Below are 18,957 nucleotides of genomic sequence, written 5' to 3'. Positions count from 1 at the left end.
GACGGATTGAAAAAATGATTTGTTTTACTTATATTGTTCTATCTAATGCCCCTAATCACCATGTTGAAACATAGATTGTAAATATTGCGAATAGTGCTAACAATATTCCTCCGATACGTGTAGTAACAGTATAGAAACTAGATGGATCAGTTGAATTTTCCGTTTTCCAACTTTCTGTAATAAACCATATTAATTTAGGATTTGCTATTAGTAATCCGCCAAACAAAAGAAGAATAATCCCCATAATCATATTTGAATACCTCCTTAATAATTTTAATTAATTTGAGATGGGATTTAAGGGCTAATGTACCATTTTACAGCATTTTTACTAGGTGGGAGTTGAAATATTCAGAATCACAACATTAGGATTTCGAGTATTAGAATCACTAAACAATTTACTTACACTCATTTAACTCAGAAACACCTAAATTTGATAGTTGTGATGCTAGTGACTTTTTAATAGACCTTCACATTAGTCTATTACCAGTTCATCTCCTAACTCCCTCGATTTTGTTACTCTATACTCTCCAATTGATCAATTAAGATATCAATCTCAGAACAAAATAACGTTAAGATCCTCTTTGACTAGAGAAGACTCTTAGTGATTAGAAAGTTCTAATAATTAATTACAATTAGATTATATCAACGATTGGAAAAATTTTACAGTGTTTTAATTCTTAATAGTGAAAATATATCTAAGAGAGAGTTTCATACATATGGTTTGTTAATATATTAGGATAGAGATGGGTAATAACAGCTATTTATTTTAGAGATTAACTTGCTGTATTTTGAGGAGTTTAAAATTAACATAGTAGGAGCAATAAAATTGGTGCAAATAAAAACGTCAAAAGTGCAAATAAAAATCGTGAAACTGCAATTAAATTTGTTGAAAGTGCAATTAAATTTCGTGACCTGCAAATAAAATCGTTAAAAGTGCAAACAAAAATCATGAAACTGCAAATAAAACTAGCTAATCTGCAATTAAAAAATATAAAACTGCAAATAAGCCCTTCCCATCAATGGAAAATTAGTTAAATAAGCATAAAAACAAGCTAATCTCCAAAAAAAATTCAAATCTAGCAAAAATATAAGCTGTTAGCAAAACTTTTAGCCAGTTTTTATTAAATATATTGATCAAGGTACACATTATGGCCGAGACTCGAAAAATCCATCATTATAATTTATGGGAATTTCACGTACCGAAGTTAGCTGAATCTACATAATTCAAAAAAAATAAGCAAAACGATTAAATTTTCCAAGCAAAGTGCCGATTATGTCTATATCAATCCATTTTCATATTACCATTATTCATACTCAATTCATTAAATAAACTTATTTTAACTTTTTTTGGTAAAATAAAAATTGAATAAGATTTAATTTACATAAAAAGGGTATTACGACTTATTTAAAATTATTAAAAGGAGTGATTTGATTTGAAAGCTTATATTTTAAGAGACACAAAAGGACCAGAGTCGCTAAAATTGGAAAATGTCGAGATTGGTACATTAGACCGAAATGAAGTAGTAGTCAAAATAAAAGCAGCATCATTAAACAGACGTGACTATTTTATTACTCATGGTATGTATCCAGGGATGAAATTAGATGCAATTTTAGGTTCAGATGGGGCTGGAGTTATAGAGGCAGTTGGAGAAGCGGTAAAGGGTTTTTCTGTTGGTGATGAAGTGATTATGAACCCGAGCTTAAACTGGGGAGATCGTGACGATATCAATTCAGAGGAATTTACTGTACTTGGTATGCCTTCAAATGGCACATTTGCTGAATATCTTAAACTACCAGTTGAAAATGTTTATAAAAAACCAGTATATCTGTCATGGGAAGAAGCGGCAGCAATTCCATTAGCGGCACTTACTGCTTACAGATCATTAATTACCCGTGGTCAATTACAGAAAAATGACGTGGTATTAATTCCTGGAATTGGAAGCGGAGTCGCGTTATACGCATTACAAATTGCTGTTGCATTTGGAGCAAAAGTAATCGTGACTTCAAGTAGTGAGGAAAAAATTGCAAAAGCAATCGAGTTAGGTGCAATTGCCGGTTTTAATTACCGAGAAAATGATTGGTATAAGAAACTCCGTAAGGAATTCGGTTTAGTTAATCTGACAATCGATGGAGTTGGTGGTGAGTCATTTAATCGTTTAATTGAATTAACTGCGCAAGGCGGAAGAATTGTATCATATGGTGCAACGAATGGTCCTGTTCCTCAAACAGTTTTACCTAAAGTATTCTTTAAAAATATGGATATTAGAGGGACGACGATGGGAAGTCCAAGAGAGTTTGAACAAATGGTAGCTTTCTTTGAACAACATAAAATTAAACCAATTTTAGATCAATCATTTGAATTTGTGGATGTAATTAGTGCGCTACAAAAAATGGGTGAAGGTAATAATTTTGGAAAAATTACGATTAAAATTGGGTAATTCGATTTATTTTTAAGAGTTTGTCTCCTATCAAAAGAACTGGTTAGCCAGTTCTTTTTTATTTTGCTCCTTGATAAATTATATTTAACATCATATGATTATTACAAATGTAATATTTATAAAATTTAGTATTTTGAATTTTGTAAGCGTTTTAATGGTGTGATATTTTTTTAGGGGGGCTTATTATGAAACATTCTTACTTAACGAGAGAACATGAAATTTTCCGCACGGCTCTTAGAAAATTTTTACAAAAAGAAGCTGTACCATTCTATGAAGAGTGGGAACAAAATAAAATGATTCCGAGAGAATTTTGGGATAAATTAGGCAACGAAGGATTTTTATGTCCATATGTTGATGAGAAATATGGCGGATTAGGTGTTGATTTCGGCTATTCTGTCATTATTATAGAGGAGCTTGAAAAGGTTGGATCAAGTTTTGTAGGTGTAGCATTACACAATGATATTGTTGTACCTTATTTGACTGCATATGGAAATGAAGAGCAAAAAATGGAATGGCTACCAAAATGTATCTCTGGTGAGTATATTACAGCAGTTGCTATGACTGAACCAGGCGCAGGATCAGACTTAGCTAATATTAAGACGACTGCAGTAAAACAAGGAGATTACTATATTGTAAATGGTGAAAAAACGTTTATTACAAATGGAATCCATTCAGACCTAATTATTATTGCAGTGAAAACAGATTCGACAATTCGACCTGCACATAAAGGAATTAGCTTATTAGTTGTCGAAAAAGATACAGTTGGGTTTTCTAGAGGGAAGAAATTAAATAAAGTAGGACTACACAGTCAAGATACGGCTGAATTAATTTTCCAAGATGCGAAAGTGCCTGTAAAGAATTTGCTAGGTGATGAAGGAAAAGGCTTCTACTACTTAATGGAAAAACTACAACAAGAACGATTAGTCGTTTCTTTAGAAGCATTAGTTTCAGCTGAAGCAATGCTAAAAGTGACAACTGAATATGTGAAAAGTAGAAAAGCATTTGGAAAATCAATTGCAGGTTTCCAAAATACTCAATTTAAGCTTGTAGAATTAGCAACTGAAATTGAAATTGGTCGCACTTTCATTGAAGATTTAATTTATAAGCATATGGAAGGCATAAATGTTGTTAAACAAGTTTCGATGGCAAAATGGTGGATTACTGATTTAGGTAAAAAAGTGGCTTCTGAGTGTCTTCAATTACATGGTGGATATGGATATATGGAAGAATACGAGATTGCTAGACGTTTCAGAGATATTCAAATCATGTCAATTTATGCAGGTACAAATGAAATCATGAAGACAATTATTGCGAAACAATTAGATTTGAATTAATCCTAACTTAAATTTGGAGGATCATATTTATGAGAGAAGTAGTTATTGTGGATGCTTTAAGAACACCGATTGGTAAAAGAGGTGGCAGCTTTAGCGAAACAAGACCTGATGACTTAGCTGCGATTGTACTAAAGGAATTAGTAAGTCGAAATGAATTTGATCCGAAAGAAATAGATGATGTGATTATGGGCTGTGTTACGCAAGTTGGTGAACAGGCAGGTGATGTTGGTAGAATTGCAGCTTTATTAGCGGGTCTACCAATTGAAGTGCCCGGTGTAACCATTGACCGTCAATGTGGTTCAAGTCAACAATCTGTTCATTTTGCATCGCAAGCAATTTTAAGTGGAGATATGGACATTGTCATTGCAGCAGGAGTGGAAAGCATGACAAGAGTACCAATGTTTTCAAATTTAAAAGGATCAAAGTGGAATGAGAAGTTAACAAGTATGTTTGGTGACTTTAATCAAGGAATCTCTGCAGAACGAATTAATGAAAAGTGGAACATCTCTCGACAAGAGCAAGATGAATTTGCTTATAATAGCCATCAAAAAGCATTAAAAGCGATGAAGCAAGGCTACTTTGAAGACGAAATTGTTGCGGTTTCTGTTCATAATCAAGATGGTGAACTTGTTAAAGTGACAAAGGATGAAGGACCGAGAGAAAACTCATCAATTGAAAAATTAACTACTTTAAAACCAGTATTTATCGAAACTGGTTCGGTTACTGCTGGAAATGCAAGTCAAATTAGTGACGGTGCAGCAGGACTACTTTTAATGAGTAAAGAAAAAGCTCATCAATTAGGATTTAAGCCAAAGTTTAGAATTATAGGGAGAACTGTGATCGGATCAGACCCTAAATTAATGCTTACAGGGCCAATTCAAGCTACACAAAAAGTTCTGCAAAAATGTGGTTTAACAATTGATCAAATCGATTTGTTTGAAATAAATGAGGCATTTGCAACTGTACCTTTAGCATGGCAAAAAGAACTAGGGGTACCTTTTGAAAAATTAAATATTTTTGGTGGAGCGATCGCATTAGGTCACCCTCTTGGTGCTAGTGGTGCAAGGGTTATGGTGACATTGTGTAACGCCTTAGAAAAAACAGGCGGCCGCTATGGATTACAAGCGATTTGTGAAGGTCATGGTATGGCAAATGCAACAATTATCGAGAGATTAAATTAATTTTAACAAAACATTGGGGGATTTTATAATGAACATTCGTGAAAGTATCGCAATCGTTACAGGTGGAGCATCAGGTTTAGGTGCGGGAACAGTTAGAATGATCGTAGAAAATGGTGGTAAAGCTGCTATTTTCGATTTAAATGAAGAGCGAGCTACTAGCTTAATAGCTGAATTGGGTGAAGAGAATGTTTGTTTTGAAAAAACGGATGTATCATCAGAGGAAAGCGTAAAAAACTCACTTAAGAATGTTTTAACTAAATATGGTTCAATCAATACAGTAGTAAACTGTGCAGGTATTGTTTTAGCTGAAAAAGTAATTAAAAGAGAAGGAATTCATTCATTAGAATCATTCCAAAAAATCATAAATGTAAACCTAGTTGGTACATTTAACGTTATTCGTTTAGCAGCTGAACAAATGATTAACAACGAACCAAATGAATTTGGTGAAAGAGGTGTTATTATTAACACTGCTTCAGTTGCAGCATTTGATGGCCAAATGGGGCAAGCAGCTTACGGTGCATCAAAGAGCGCTGTAGCTGGTATGACATTACCAATTGCTAGGGACTTATCAAGATATGGCATCAGAGTAATGAGCATCGCTCCTGGTATATTTGAAACACCAATGTTTGATGTATTACCAGAAAAAGCTAGAGAATCATTAGGAAACATGGTTCCATTCCCATCACGTCTAGGTAAGCCATCAGAATACGCACATTTAGCGAAAAGCATCGTTGAAAATCCAATGTTAAACGGTGAAGTAATCCGCTTAGATGGTGCAATTCGTATGCAACCAAAGTGATTTAGTACTAACTATAAAAGCTGGAGAAGCAGGGATTGATCTTGCTCTCCTGCTTTTTTATTTGTTTAGATTCTGAATTAGTATTTAAATGATAGCTGTTAAAGGAGATTGTTGATTTTTTATTTTACTAATTTAGAAGGTTAATTGAAAAAGAAATACACGAATTTGGTTACCACATTTTATAGCACTAAGCCCTGAGTTGGTTTCATTCTAAAAATGTATTTAAGCCACTAACCTAGCGTATTAGTTCAATAAGATGAGAAGCAGTTTATGCGACTTTTTTTATTTGAGTATTAGGCAGTTTTAAATAAAAAATGAGTGGTTATTCATTCATTTTTATGATAAAGTGAAAATACAGAATATTTTAAAAATAAAATACGATGAGATAACTGTGGTCGGAATTTTATACGTATTATAAATCGTTACTATAGATAACTAGTTGAAAATGATTTTTGATTTAATAGTTAGGAGATGAAAGCCGATGTATTTAAAGAAAAAATCATACTTAGGAGAGAAAAATGGCGTCTCATACTTGAATGGAGAAGTTAAATTTCTAAGTGTTTCATTAAATGTTTACAGTTATTTAGTGGATGGTGTATTAATTGATACGGGATCGCAGTCCTTACATAGATATTTCGAATCTTTTATTGATGAAGCAGATTTTGATCAAGTAATGATAACTCATTCTCATGAAGATCATTCAGGTTGTGCAGCTTATATTGAAAAAACAAAGAAACTGCCAATTTATTTAAATGAAAAAACAATTGATTATTGCGCACTACGGGCAGATTATCCTTTATATAGGCAACTCTTTTGGGGGAGAAGAAAGCCGTTTCGTGCTAAGGCTATCCCTGAAACGTTTACATCCAGAAATGCAACATGGAAAGTAATTGATACACCTGGTCATGCTTTAGATCATAAAGCTTTATTAAATCAGGAAACAGGTCAATTATTTACGGGAGATTTATTTGTAAGTGACAGGACAAAAGTCGTATTAGCAGAAGAAAGTATACCTACAATTATTCACTCATTAGAGAGAGTATTATCGTATGATTTTCAAGATGTATTTTGTAATCATGCAGGGTTTGTAGAAGATGGTCGCGTAGCGCTTGAACGAAAACTAGACTATTTATTATCTATTAAACACAAAGTATTAAGTTTACAAAAAGAAGGGAATTCAGCTGAAGTTATCCGAAATAAACTATTTCCAAAAAAATACCCAATTATAAAATTTTCAAGCGGAGAATGGGATTCACTTCATATTATCACATCGATCATAAATGAAAATAAACTCGATTTATAAGTCGGTTTGATTTATGATGATTTTCTTTAACAACTAACGATTGCCAAAAGTGAAACACGTTAATTCTTTGAAAATTTTAAATTACAGTTACACCACACTTAATATTTAATTCAATAAATGATTTCATATATTCTTAATCGGTAATAGGACTGAAATAGCAATTCTTTTTCCATGTTTATTTAGGAAAAACGACTCAGTATTCAGAGTTTTGAAATATAAAATAGTCAATAATTAAAATGTTATTAGACGAACTATTTGAGGTAGATTTGTAATTTTTTGATGATATTATTTATTTGTTTTAATAGATAATTTGTATGTGCAATACCAATAAACTTAGTCATGAATCTTTTTCAGAATAAAAAATATTGAAATGTTAATTGTTTGAAGAAGAAATTCAATTACTAGTTTATAAGTAGACGATTTACCGATATTAGCAGTATAATCGAGAATTTAATTTCTATTTTTCTCTAAGTAAAGATAATCAATAAGATTTTTGCTTTTTTATTTTGAAGAAGTTGATTGGAACGGAGGGGTTCTCGACTCCTATGGGAGATGCGGGAAGGCTGAGACCCCGCAGGCAAGCCAAGCCGAGGAGGCTCAGGTCTCGCCCCATGGAAAGCGAGAATCCTGTAGTGGAAATCAACATCATTCAGCTTTCTTTACATTGATACAAATTACTCCTTGATTGACAAACTCATTTTTCAACAACATGAAAACGACTCATAAGAGTCGTTTTAAATTATTTTTTATTATAAAAAAGGTCTGGTTTTCCACAATTTGGGCACTCATACTCATAATGATCTTGAATTACCTTGCTAGTATTTGAATATTCGCCATCATTCATTGAATTACAGTTTGGACAATTACTGCTCGTTTTTTGGGAATTGTCTTTTGAATTTTCCATCCTATCCGTCCTTTCTTATCATTTTTCTAACAATCCTTTATATTTTACCCATTAAAATTATTTATCTTACTAAAATTAAAACTCTGTCTGTTAGTTGTCACATTTTGTAGCAATAAGTGCAGAATTGGTTACATTCAATTAACTAATTAAAAATACCCTGATTGAACTTATGAAGTGTATGAGTTTAATAAAAGTTTATCCACAATTAAAATAAATATGGATATTTAAGGCATTTTTTTCAAAAAATACTCTTATGCCAAATTCGTAAGAGGAAACTATGAAAAAAATAATAAAATTCATATTTAAAGCTTTAGTACTGATCTTTTCATTATTGGTTATATTATTTGCTTTAAATGAGATTGAAATGGAACATGCTCAAAAAAGAAATATTTTTGCTTATAAACCGATTACGTATCCAATCGGGAAAAGTGATTTATCGATTTATACGAATGGGAAAAAGCTTGACGAACAGTTATTTAAAGATATAAGCAATGCCAAAAAAGAAGTACATATCTACTTTTTTTCAGTTTCTAATGACCAAATATCTCATGAATTTTTAGATGTTTTAAAAAAGAAAAGTGATGAAGGAATACCAGTTTATTATGCAGTAGATCGACTTGGTGGAATATTATTAGAACGAAAAGAACGAAAATCTTTAATTGATCATGGAGTACATTTTACGTATTTTAATAAACCTCAATTATCTTACTTTTTTGCTTCAATAAATCATAGAAATCATCGACGAATGACGATTATTGATGGTGAAATTGGCTATATTGGTGGATTCAATATTGGAAAAAAATATATTGATGAAAAAAAAGAATTAAAGCCGTGGAAAGATGTTCAACTTAGATTAGAAGGAAGCGGTGTGGAAGGATTAGAAAAACAATTTGTATATGATTGGAGAAAAAATTCCGATCAAAAAATTACTCCGATGGTAATTAGTAAAAAAATTGGGAAAAGCCAACATCAATTTGTTTCTTATACTAAAATAGGAATCGAACAAGAGTATAGCAAATTATTTAAACAAGCAAAGCATTCCATTACAATCTACTCTCCATACTTTATCCCGAATAATAAAGTAATATGGAATACTTTAATAGATGCTGCTAACAGTGGCATTGATGTGAAAATATTATATTCACATAAGTCTGATGCGCTATTAGTAGAACAAGCAGCCATACCATATATAAAACAGGCTTGGAAAAACAATATTAAAGTATATGGATTTAAAAAAGGTATTTTTCATGGGAAAGTACTGAAAATAGATGATCGGGTACTAATGATTGGGACAACGAATTTTGACTCACGCTCATTTCATTTAACAGATGAATTGAATTGTTATATATATGATCAAAAATTTATAAAACAAGTTGAGCCAGAATTAGCTGATGTATTTAACGAAGCATTTGAAATTACGCCTAGTTATATAAAGAAATTACCTTTTAAAGATCGAGTAAAAGAAAAAATAGCAAAAGTATTTGAGTTTTATTTATAAACAAAGTATCTAGTTGTACTTTTTTTATATCGGAAGAATACAATAACAAAATAATCAAAGATTAATCATGGAAAATGGTTAATCTTTTTTTATTTTCAAATATTTATAAAAATACAATTGATTTTATAATTATTCATATTTATAATGAGTAATATAATTTTGTTAAAGGGGATATTAAAATGAAAGTCGGTATTATGGGAGCAACCGGTTATGGTGGTCTTGAACTAATTAGGCTGCTATCAATGCATCCGGAAATTAGTGGTATGAATTTTTATTCAACATCAGATTATACTGATGATTTGTCTGCGTATTATCCACATTTGGCTACGAATACTAGTGGGCCAATAAAAAAGTGGGATAAAAATAGATCTGTTTCAGAAAATGATATTTTATTTTTTGCAACACCCCATGGAGTAAGTAGTGAATTAATAGGAGATCTCGATTATTCGAAAACGAAATTAATTGACCTTTCAGGGGATTTTCGATTAAAGAAAGAAGAACAATACAAAAAATGGTATAAACATACACATCCTTGTTTTCCAAAAACAAATGAATTTACATACGGTCTATCTGAACTAAATCGAGAAGCAATAAAAAAATCAACGAACATAGCAAACCCTGGATGTTATCCAACGGCAACACTTTTAGGAGTTGCACCATTATTAAAAGCTGGAATTGTAAAAAAAAATACAATCATAGTAGATGCTAAATCGGGTATTTCTGGAGCTGGTAAAAATGCTAATCAAATTACTCAATTTATGAATCGAAACGAGAATTTAACTGCTTATAAAATAACTGAGCATCAACATATACCTGAAATCGAACAATTTATTGGAACACTCGATTCAACACAAAATTTTATTTCGTTTACACCACACCTTGTTCCAATGACAAGAGGCATATTGTCTACAATTTATGTTGAATCAACTCGTGAAATTAGTAACGAAGAATTAAAAGATTTATATAACCAAAACTATGAAGATTCCTATTTTGTAAGAGTAAGAGACGGGATACCTTGTACAAAAGATGTTTATGGTTCAAATTTTTGCGATATTTATGCGACTTATGATGAGCGTACAAATCGAATTACGATCGTTTCAGTCATTGATAACTTAGTAAAAGGTGCGGCAGGTCAAGCGATTCAAAATATGAATATTATGCTAGATTTGCCAGATGAAACCGGCTTACAATTTACACCACTATTTCCTTGAGGAGAGATAAAAATTGATTACTAAAGAAAAAAATATAAAAAAAATTAATGGAACAATTACTTCACCAAACGGTTTTTATGCGAGCGGAGTTCACGCAGGCTTACGTTATAAACGTAAAGATTTAGGTTTAATTTATTCAGAGAAACCAGCATCAGTTGCTGCAGTATATACATTGAATTTATTTCCAGCTGCACCAATAAGTGTTACGAAAAAAAGCATTACAAATAGTAATAAGCTTCAAGCTGTTTTAGTAAATAGTGGTTGTGCAAATGCGTGTACAGGTAAAAAAGGAGAGGACGATGCCTATTTAATGAGAGCTTGGTGTGCAGAGCATCTTAATTTACCAGAGCACTTAGTCGCAATCGCATCGACTGGAGTAATTGGTGAATATTTAAAAATGGATCGATTAAAAAGTGGCATTGATCAATTAACGCTTGGTAACACGTTAGGAGATGGTGAAGATTTCGGTCATGCCATTTTAACAACAGATACGGTCATTAAAACTACTTGTTATGAAGTTATGATTGACGGAAAGGTTGTTACGATTGCGGGAGCTGCTAAGGGCTCTGGTATGATTCACCCGAATATGGCAACAATGCTTGGTTTTGTAACAACTGACGCTACGATTAATTCAGTGCAATTACAGGATTTACTAAAAGAAGTGACCGATAAAACATTTAATCAAATTACAGTTGATGGGGATACTTCAACAAATGATATGGTTTTAGTAATGGCAAATGGGGCAGTGGAGCATGAAGAATTAACTAAAAGTCATCCAGATTGGGCAAATTTTGCAATAGCATTTCAACTAGTTTGTGAGGATTTAGCTAAAAAGATTGCAAGAGATGGTGAAGGGGCAACTAAGCTAATCGAAGTAAATGTAAACGGAGCAACAAATAAAAAAGACGCTAATAAAATCGCTAAAACGATTGTCGGATCAAATTTAGTGAAAACAGCGGTTTATGGCGAAGATGCTAACTGGGGAAGAATAATCGGTGCTATTGGATATAGTGGGATTGAAGGAGAATTTAATCAAATTGACATTTCGATTAATGGTGTAACTGTATTATTTGGTAGCAAACCAGTTGAATTTGATGAAGAAGAAGCAAAAGCAGCTTTAAAAAATGAAATTGTATATATTGATGTTCATTTACACAGTGGAGATGCGGTTGGTACAGCATGGGGATGCGACTTAACTTATGATTATGTGAAAATTAACGCAAGCTATCGCTCATAAAGGGGAGGATGATCAATGGAAACTGTAGTCATAAAACTTGGTGGTAGTTTAATCCATAACTTATCGAATACATTCTTTGAAAATATAAATCAATTAAAAATGAGTGGAAAAAAGGTTATTTTAGTTCACGGTGGTGGACCACTCATCAATAATTTATTATTAAAGTTTTCAATCCCAGTTGAAATGGTAAACGGGATTCGCAAGACTTCAACAGAAGTTTTAGAAATCGTAGAGTATGTTCTGAATGGCAAAATAAATAAGGATTTAACAATTATTTGCAATCAATTTAATCTTAAATCAATTGGTCTCTCCGGATGTGACAATCTATTATTAGAAGCCTCATTATTTAAGAAAGGAAAACTAGGTTGGGTTGGAGAAATCGAAAGTGTTAATACGAATCTGCTAGATTTATTACTTACTAATGATTATATACCAGTTATTTCACCTGTTGGCGTCGATAAAATTGGTCAAAAATACAATATTAATGCAGACGAAGCAGCAAAAAGCATCGCTAAAGTAATGAATGCGGAAGTACTTTGTTTTATCACAAATACAAAAGGAGTATTAGATCAAGAAAATAAATTGATTGAGCAAATTACGGCAAGTGAAGTTGAAAAGTTAATTGAGGATAAAACAATTTATGGAGGTATGATTCCGAAAGTTACGAGTGCTATAAATGCATTAAATGATGTAAATTCAGTTGCTATTGTTGGTGAAAATTTCTTAAATGAATATGGAATGATTAACGGTACAGTTTTTACAAAAGGAGTTGTGTTAAGTGAGTAAATTATTTCCTACTTATAATAAAAAACCAATAAATTTTCTTAATGGAAAAGGTACTTATCTGTTTGATGACGAAAATAACAAGTACTTAGATTTTTTAAGTGGAATTGCTGTTTGTAATTTAGGTCACTGTCATCCGAAAGTGTCAAATGCATTAAAAGAACAAGTTGATTCGATTTGGCATATTTCGAACTTATTCACAATAAAAAAACAAGAGGAACTTGCAGAACTTTTAGTAAAAAGCTTCAAAAACGGATTAGCTTTCTTTTGTAATAGCGGGACAGAAGCAAACGAAGCAGCAATAAAATTAGCAAAAAAACATACTAGTAAATCTCATATCATTAGTTTTAAACAAAGCTTTCATGGTCGTACATTTGGATCAATGGCAGCAACAGGTCAGCCAAAAATTCATGAAGGATACGGTGAAATGTTAAATGGTTTTACATATGTACCATACAATGATTTAAATGCTTTACAAAATGAAATTAATGAAAATACTGGAGCAATCATTTTGGAGGTAATTCAAGGCGAAGGTGGTGTAATCGTTGGTAATAATGATTTTTTTGAAGGGGTTCAAGCTCTTTGTAAAAAACATGAATTATTACTCATTGTTGATGAAGTACAAACCGGAGTGGGCCGAACAGGAACAATGTTTGCCTATGAACAAACTCCATTAAATCCAGATATTATTACGCTAGCAAAAGGGTTAGGGAATGGTTTTCCTGTAGGGGCAATGCTTGGTAAAAATAAATTAGCGAGTACATTCTCAGCAGGTGCTCATGGTTCCACATTTGGAGGAAATTATTTAGCAATGGCGGCAGCTTTTGAAACAATCAACATTATAAACGATGGTGTGTTTTTAAATGAAGTAAAAGAAAAAGGAAGCTATATATTTGATAAATTAACCGACATAAAAAAGGAGTTTCCACAAATTTTAGAAATACGCGGTAAAGGCCTAATGGTCGGTATTGAGTTAACTGGGCCAGTTGATCAACTTGTGGAACAATTTTTAAAGAATGGTTTAATCGTGGGTACAGCGGGAGCTAATGTTTTAAGGTTATTACCACCAATTAATTTATCTTACGAAGAAATAGATGAAGCAATTCAAATTATGAAGCAAGTACTTTCTTCCTATTTTCTAAATAGCCATGTTAAATAATAAGAAGTAAGTAATAACTAGGAGGCATCAATGGACTTATTCCATGATGCCTCTTTATCGCGTAGGTCTTTTTAAGTGATTCGCAAAAATAGATTGAAAGTTTAATTAAATTTTAACATAATTGAATAATCACTATGATTGGAGGAAGGCTTATGTACCATATTCGAGTAAGAGCTTGTGCATTAATCGTTGAAAATGATTCAGTTTTATTAATTCAATTTACGGATGAGGACGGGATTCATTACAATTTACCTGCCGGTGGTACTGAACCTGGTGAGACAATTATAGAAGCAGTAAAAAGAGAGGCTTTTGAAGAAGCAGGCGTAGAAGTAGAAGTTGGAGATTTAGTATTTGTATCTGAAAATGCTCCGCATATGACTGGGCATAGAGTTCACGGATTAAGTTTAATGTTCCGCTGTCATATTAAAGAAGGTTCAGTTCCAACTTTACCAATTAACCCAGATCCAAATCAAACAGATGTATTGTGGATTCCAATTAATGAATTAGAAAATATTGTTTTATTTCCAAATATTAAAGAAGAAATTATTCAATATGTTAAAGGTGAGTATCAAAATAATCGTTTAATTGAAGAGCACAAACTAAAAGAACAATTTATTTAATGTTATTTTTTATATAATAAAAGTTGAGGTCCCTCAAGTAAAACTAGAAAAGAGTAGAGGACTCAACTTTTTTTGCTTTTCTAGATCCAAATTGTACTCTGTTCACACAACTATAATTATTAAAAACTATAATTTTTAGAAAAGAGTGATTAGTTGATAACGTTACCAGAGCAGTTTATCAAAACGATTAAAGATATTCATAAGGAAAAAGGGGAAATATGGTTAGAGAATTTCGGAGACTTATGTCATAAATGTGAAAATCGATGGAATATGAAAATTTTATCTCCCTTTGCATTATCTTATAATTTTGTCGCTCCTATTATCATCGAAGGGAATAAAAATGCAGTAATCAAGTTAGCAGTCCCAAATGAAGAATTTAACGATGAAATCGAAGCGTTATATGAATTTAAAGACGCTGATTTTGTAAAAGTCATTGATTACGATCTTAAAGAAGGAATCTTAATTTTAGAAAGACTACTGCCTGGCAATACACTTGCTTCGATCGAAAATGAAGAATTAGAAATGCAAATAGCAGTTAAAGTGATGAAAAATCTTTGGAAAAAACCATCTACATCTAGTAAACTACCTACGATTTTCAACAGAGAAAAAAGTTTTAGTCGAATTGTTGAGAAATTTCCTAATGGCTTAGGCCCTATTTCAAAAGAATTGCTATTAGAGGCATTTTCGACTTTTAAAGAAATGTATAGATCTCAATCAACTCAATATTTACTTCATGGAGACTTACACCACTACAATCTATTAAATGCTGGAGAAGATTCATGGAAAGTAATCGACCCAAAAGGTTTAATTGGGGAAAGAGAATATGACCTCATCCAGTTTTTATTGAACAACTTAGAAGGAAAAGATATTTCAACAACTCTAGAAAAACGTATTGAACTACTCGTAAGCGAATTGAATCTAAATAAAGAAAGATTGCTACATTGGGGCTATTCACATGCGGTATTATCAACATGCTGGAGTTTAGAAGATGAGGGAACTTATAATGAAAACTTTTTTAATGCTATAAATATTTTTAAACAATTACATAGGGAATTTTATTAACATAAATGTAACTAAATTAAACACTTCCTCTGGAATTCTGGGATTCTCTTCAAAGTTATGTCACAAAATAAGAAAGAAAAAATTATCCTATAGAAAAAGAAGAACCTATCTTGAAAAATTCAAAATAGGTTCTTCTTTTATTTTCCTAAAACATGCTCAATTAATCCAAAACTCCAAAATCCAAGTAAAGCTAAACTGCCTGCTAAAACGATATAAGCAATGAAAATTTGCCACTTTTTTCGATTGCTAGAAACATAGTAAGTTTCTAATGTTTCTTGTTGTTTTAATAAAGGTGCAATTTTTCTTTGTCTAATTTCTTGTATCTTTTCTTCGAGATAGCTTCGAACGTCTAAGTCTTGTTCAAATAAACGTGCTCGAACTGTACGAATGATATAATTAATTTCCAAGCGTTCTTTATGAATTTCTAACTCTAGTTTCTTTTGATCCTCAAAAAATGGGATAAAGAATCGTTTTGTATATGTACGATCAGTGTAATCATTTAAAATGCGAAATTGAAACTGTTTAATCGTATGTTCATATAGTTTTATTTTTTCTTTAATGACCTTTAACTGATAAGCTTCTCTAATTCTTTTGATAAAGGTACTAATACCTAAAATGATAATATAAAAAGCGATGAAATTAGGCTGATAAAATATATAGACTAACATCATCATAATACCGATAAACCAAAAGATTGGAGGTAATACGCTTAATATTCTGCCACCGTCTAAAGGAGAAATCGGAACTAAGTTAAATAAATTTAATAGACAGCCTAAGGCAATGACTAAACCAAAAAACTCATTATGTGTGTAATGATATAGTGGAATTGCTGGAAGTACTGAAATTAATCCTAAAAACGGCCCACCGAATGCTACGTAAGATTCTGTAACAGCATCTTTTGGCATCTCTTTTAGTGAGATGACAGCTCCAACAAATGGAATAAAAAATGCTGGTGAAGTTGGAAGCCCCTTTTGTTTTGCAGCAATTAAATGCCCACCTTCGTGACAAATTAATAAATAAAGAAGGGCGAATGCAAAATACCATCCAAATGTAAATCCATAAACAAATAGATACAAAATCATGCTTAAAAATGATAAAAATTTTGCAGCTTTTAATAGTGGTAAAATTAGCTTTAATTTAGTGCCAATTAATGCGATTACAACACCAACTCTTGTTAACGACTTTTTCGTTTTACTATTAATAATAGGTTGTGCCATTCATTATCACCTTCTCGCAAATTATGATATTATGATGTAGTATTAAAATTATATCATTAAGATTAATTTGTTTGATAGACTAATAGTGAAATCGGGACTAAAGTCGGTACTTTCACTTAAATCAAATGAAAAAATTTACGATAGGTTAGAAAGTTTTCTTTCTACCTTTTGTATTTTATAAGAATAATTACATGAAAGTAACTGAGGATTGATAAAGAATGAATATATTTGGGCTAATTAAAGATGTAGCGAACAATAAAAGCAAAAACTTAGCTTATAGCTACAATGGAAATAAAACGAATTACGAAGATCTCATTTCATCTTGCGAAAATCTAGCTCAAATTTTACTTGAGAATAAGATTGAAAAGGGAGATAAAATTGCAATATTACTAGGAAATTCACCTGAGTTTATTCAAACGTATTTAGCAATATTAAAGCTAGGTGCGATTGTTATTCCATTAAATCCAGCCTTTACGGAAAGTGAAATTAAATATATATTAAACGATTCTTCGACTAAACTAGTGATTGCTACTAGCGAACAGAAGGAAAAACTAAAAAATCTTATAAATGACTGTACTACATTATTAAATATTTTATTAATCGATGAAATACAATCACTTCAGAAAATAAAAAATAAAATTGAAGAAATTGAAATTCAACAAGACGATACGGCTGTTATTTTATATACGTCAGGAACAACCGGAAATCCAAAAGGGGCAATGTTGTCACACGTTAACTTAATTGAAAATGCTAATGATTTTTCTAAGTTAATTGAATTAAGAGAAAATGATCAAATGGTTGCCGTCCTTCCTATGTTTCATTCATTTTGCTTAACTTTGTGTGTCAATATGATTTTATTAAATGGCGCATCAACAATCATTATTCCAAAATTTAATCCAACTGAATTAGTTGAAGTAATAAAAAAAGAAAAAGCTACCTTAATTGCTGCAGTACCAACGATTTATAATTATTTACATCAATTAAAAACGGCTACTTCAAATGACTTTAGTTGTTTGAGAGCCTGTATATCTGGTGGGGCATCGATACCAATCGAGTTATTACAATCTATTCAAGAAAAATACAATCTATTAATAGTAGAAGGCTATGGGCTTTCTGAAACTGCACCAGTACTAACATTCAATCCGTATCGTGGAATTTGTAAACCTGGTTCCGTAGGACTTGATTTACCAAGTGTTGAGACAAAAATATTTAATGAAAATGGTGAAGAAGTTCCAACCGGTGAAGTTGGAGAAGTTGTTGCCACCGGCCCAAATGTAATGAGCGGTTATTTAAATAATATAGAAGCAACTGAAAAAGCATTTATTAACGGATGGTTTAAAACAGGTGATCTTGGTAAAAAAGATGAGGACGGCTATCTATTCTTATTGGACCGAAAAAAAGATGTCATTATTACGAATGGATATAATGTTTACCCTAGAGAAATCGAAGAACGTCTATATGAACATCCTTGTATCATTGAAGCAGCGGTAGTCGGAAAACCTGATCAGCTAATTGGTGAAAGTGTTTGCGCTTATTTAGTCGTTTCAAATGATTCGGTATCAGAAGCGGAGATTATTGATTTTTGTAGAAAATCATTAGTATATTACAAAGTACCTAAGCAGATTTGTTTTATAAAAGAACTGCCTAAAAATAGTACTGGGAAAATTTTAAAAAGATTACTTAAGTAATTTTTTAGCTGTGTGAAAGAAAGATCAATTTTAAATAATTGAACTTTCTTTTTTTGTTCCAACTAAATCAATTTTCAATTGCCAAATTGCTGTTGAATGAGTTGAATCTTAATAAAGTTTGATATTTTTACCACCAGATGCATTTCTGGTGGTTTTTTGTTTTTATTAATTCTTGTTGGTTGGGAGAATCCTATGAATTATTAAAAATAAGAAAATAATTTTACCAAAAAATCCTGAATTTTGAATTGAATCCCTAGAATTCTACTATTTTTAACCTTAAAAAATCTTACAAAAAACAACAAAAAACTTCTTTTTGTGATGTTGTTTTGCTTTTTTGTTTTTTTATATAGCCAATTAGTAGATAAATAAAACTTAGTTGAAAACTTAAACTAGTTGCTAAATAGATTAGTATAAAAGGTTAATTTTCGACTTTTGAAATATGCTTAATTTGGGAGATTTACTTTCAGTTATAACAAAAACAGTTGGTAACAATTGTAATTTTTGTTGAAAAATGAAGATTATT

General features: G+C 31.6%; 15 protein-coding genes. 13 read left to right on the top strand and 2 right to left on the bottom strand.

All coding sequences use genetic code 11. The annotated features are described in order from the left end of the window. Positions 1–55 precede the first annotated feature (55 nt). Positions 56–250 (bottom strand): DUF6199 family natural product biosynthesis protein, encoded by a 195-nt coding sequence (locus CN692_RS19675; RefSeq protein WP_098120814.1) that lies wholly within the window; start codon positions 248–250, stop codon positions 56–58. Between the two features lie 1,183 nt (positions 251–1,433). On the opposite strand from CN692_RS19675, the gene CN692_RS19670 reads away from it, so the two are divergent. The 12 genes from CN692_RS19670 (at position 1,434) to CN692_RS19615 (ending at position 15,529) form a co-directional block, all read left to right on the top strand. Then, positions 1,434–2,438, top strand: coding sequence for a zinc-dependent alcohol dehydrogenase family protein (locus CN692_RS19670; protein WP_098120813.1), 1,005 nt, complete (start codon positions 1,434–1,436; stop codon positions 2,436–2,438). Positions 2,439–2,623: 185 nt separating this feature from the next. Next, the gene (locus tag CN692_RS19665) at positions 2,624–3,772 is read left to right on the top strand and encodes an acyl-CoA dehydrogenase family protein (RefSeq protein ID WP_098120812.1); all 1,149 of its coding nucleotides are present in this window, start codon (positions 2,624–2,626) and stop codon (positions 3,770–3,772) included. Between the two features lie 29 nt (positions 3,773–3,801). Then, positions 3,802–4,953 (top strand): thiolase family protein, encoded by a 1,152-nt coding sequence (locus CN692_RS19660; protein ID WP_098120811.1) that lies wholly within the window; start codon positions 3,802–3,804, stop codon positions 4,951–4,953. Between the two features lie 28 nt (positions 4,954–4,981). Continuing rightward, positions 4,982–5,752, top strand: a complete 771-nt coding sequence (locus CN692_RS19655; RefSeq protein WP_098120810.1) for a 3-hydroxyacyl-CoA dehydrogenase — start codon at positions 4,982–4,984, stop codon at positions 5,750–5,752. Positions 5,753–6,233: 481 nt separating this feature from the next. After that, positions 6,234–7,055: an MBL fold metallo-hydrolase gene (locus CN692_RS19650; RefSeq protein ID WP_098120809.1), complete on the top strand. Its 822-nt coding sequence runs from the start codon at positions 6,234–6,236 to the stop codon at positions 7,053–7,055. Positions 7,056–8,236: 1,181 nt separating this feature from the next. After that, the gene (locus tag CN692_RS19645) at positions 8,237–9,457 is read left to right on the top strand and encodes a phospholipase D-like domain-containing protein (protein ID WP_098120808.1); all 1,221 of its coding nucleotides are present in this window, start codon (positions 8,237–8,239) and stop codon (positions 9,455–9,457) included. A gap of 179 nt (positions 9,458–9,636) precedes the next feature. Beyond that, positions 9,637–10,668, top strand: coding sequence for an N-acetyl-gamma-glutamyl-phosphate reductase (argC, locus tag CN692_RS19640; protein ID WP_098120807.1), 1,032 nt, complete (start codon positions 9,637–9,639; stop codon positions 10,666–10,668). A gap of 13 nt (positions 10,669–10,681) precedes the next feature. Next, positions 10,682–11,905, top strand: coding sequence for a bifunctional ornithine acetyltransferase/N-acetylglutamate synthase (gene argJ / locus CN692_RS19635; RefSeq protein WP_098120806.1), 1,224 nt, complete (start codon positions 10,682–10,684; stop codon positions 11,903–11,905). A gap of 15 nt (positions 11,906–11,920) precedes the next feature. Further along, positions 11,921–12,691 carry an acetylglutamate kinase gene (argB, locus tag CN692_RS19630; protein WP_098120805.1) on the top strand — a complete coding sequence of 257 codons (771 nt, stop codon included), beginning with the start codon at positions 11,921–11,923 and terminating at the stop codon, positions 12,689–12,691. Further along, a complete protein-coding gene (locus CN692_RS19625) occupies positions 12,684–13,847 on the top strand; it encodes an acetylornithine transaminase (RefSeq protein WP_098120804.1) in 1,164 nt (387 codons plus the stop codon). The genes argB and CN692_RS19625 overlap by 8 nt, the downstream gene beginning before the upstream one ends. Positions 13,848–13,999: 152 nt before the next feature. Further along, a complete protein-coding gene (locus CN692_RS19620; RefSeq protein WP_098120803.1) occupies positions 14,000–14,467 on the top strand; it encodes an NUDIX domain-containing protein in 468 nt (155 codons plus the stop codon). 153 nt (positions 14,468–14,620) lie between these two features. After that, a complete protein-coding gene (locus CN692_RS19615; protein WP_098120802.1) occupies positions 14,621–15,529 on the top strand; it encodes an aminoglycoside phosphotransferase family protein in 909 nt (302 codons plus the stop codon). Positions 15,530–15,666: 137 nt separating this feature from the next. Here the strand turns inward: CN692_RS19615 and CN692_RS19610 are convergent, their stop codons facing one another. After that, positions 15,667–16,746 carry a site-2 protease family protein gene (locus tag CN692_RS19610; protein ID WP_098120801.1) on the bottom strand — a complete coding sequence of 360 codons (1,080 nt, stop codon included), beginning with the start codon at positions 16,744–16,746 and terminating at the stop codon, positions 15,667–15,669. Between the two features lie 218 nt (positions 16,747–16,964). Here CN692_RS19610 and CN692_RS19605 point away from each other — a divergent pair, with 218 nt between their 5' ends. Beyond that, positions 16,965–18,434, top strand: a complete 1,470-nt coding sequence (locus CN692_RS19605) for a long-chain-fatty-acid--CoA ligase (protein WP_098120800.1) — start codon at positions 16,965–16,967, stop codon at positions 18,432–18,434. Positions 18,435–18,957 lie beyond the last annotated feature (523 nt).

Origin of the sequence: Bacillus sp. AFS002410, from assembly GCF_002556365.1 — a bacterium.
GTDB lineage: Bacteria > Bacillota > Bacilli > Bacillales > Bacillaceae_G > Gottfriedia.
Note: the sequence above shows the minus strand (reverse complement) of the source record. Positions and strands in the feature narration are given on the sequence as shown.

Coding starts and splice junctions, on each gene's coding strand:
- CN692_RS19675 (WP_098120814.1), bottom strand. CDS start 250: ATGATTATGGGGATTATTCTTCTTTTGTTTGGCGGATTACTAATAGCA.
- CN692_RS19665 (WP_098120812.1), top strand. CDS start 2,624: ATGAAACATTCTTACTTAACGAGAGAACATGAAATTTTCCGCACGGCT.
- CN692_RS19660 (WP_098120811.1), top strand. CDS start 3,802: ATGAGAGAAGTAGTTATTGTGGATGCTTTAAGAACACCGATTGGTAAA.
- CN692_RS19655 (WP_098120810.1), top strand. CDS start 4,982: ATGAACATTCGTGAAAGTATCGCAATCGTTACAGGTGGAGCATCAGGT.
- CN692_RS19650 (WP_098120809.1), top strand. CDS start 6,234: ATGTATTTAAAGAAAAAATCATACTTAGGAGAGAAAAATGGCGTCTCA.
- CN692_RS19645 (WP_098120808.1), top strand. CDS start 8,237: ATGAAAAAAATAATAAAATTCATATTTAAAGCTTTAGTACTGATCTTT.
- argC (WP_098120807.1), top strand. CDS start 9,637: ATGAAAGTCGGTATTATGGGAGCAACCGGTTATGGTGGTCTTGAACTA.
- argB (WP_098120805.1), top strand. CDS start 11,921: ATGGAAACTGTAGTCATAAAACTTGGTGGTAGTTTAATCCATAACTTA.
- CN692_RS19620 (WP_098120803.1), top strand. CDS start 14,000: ATGTACCATATTCGAGTAAGAGCTTGTGCATTAATCGTTGAAAATGAT.
- CN692_RS19610 (WP_098120801.1), bottom strand. CDS start 16,746: ATGGCACAACCTATTATTAATAGTAAAACGAAAAAGTCGTTAACAAGA.
- CN692_RS19605 (WP_098120800.1), top strand. CDS start 16,965: ATGAATATATTTGGGCTAATTAAAGATGTAGCGAACAATAAAAGCAAA.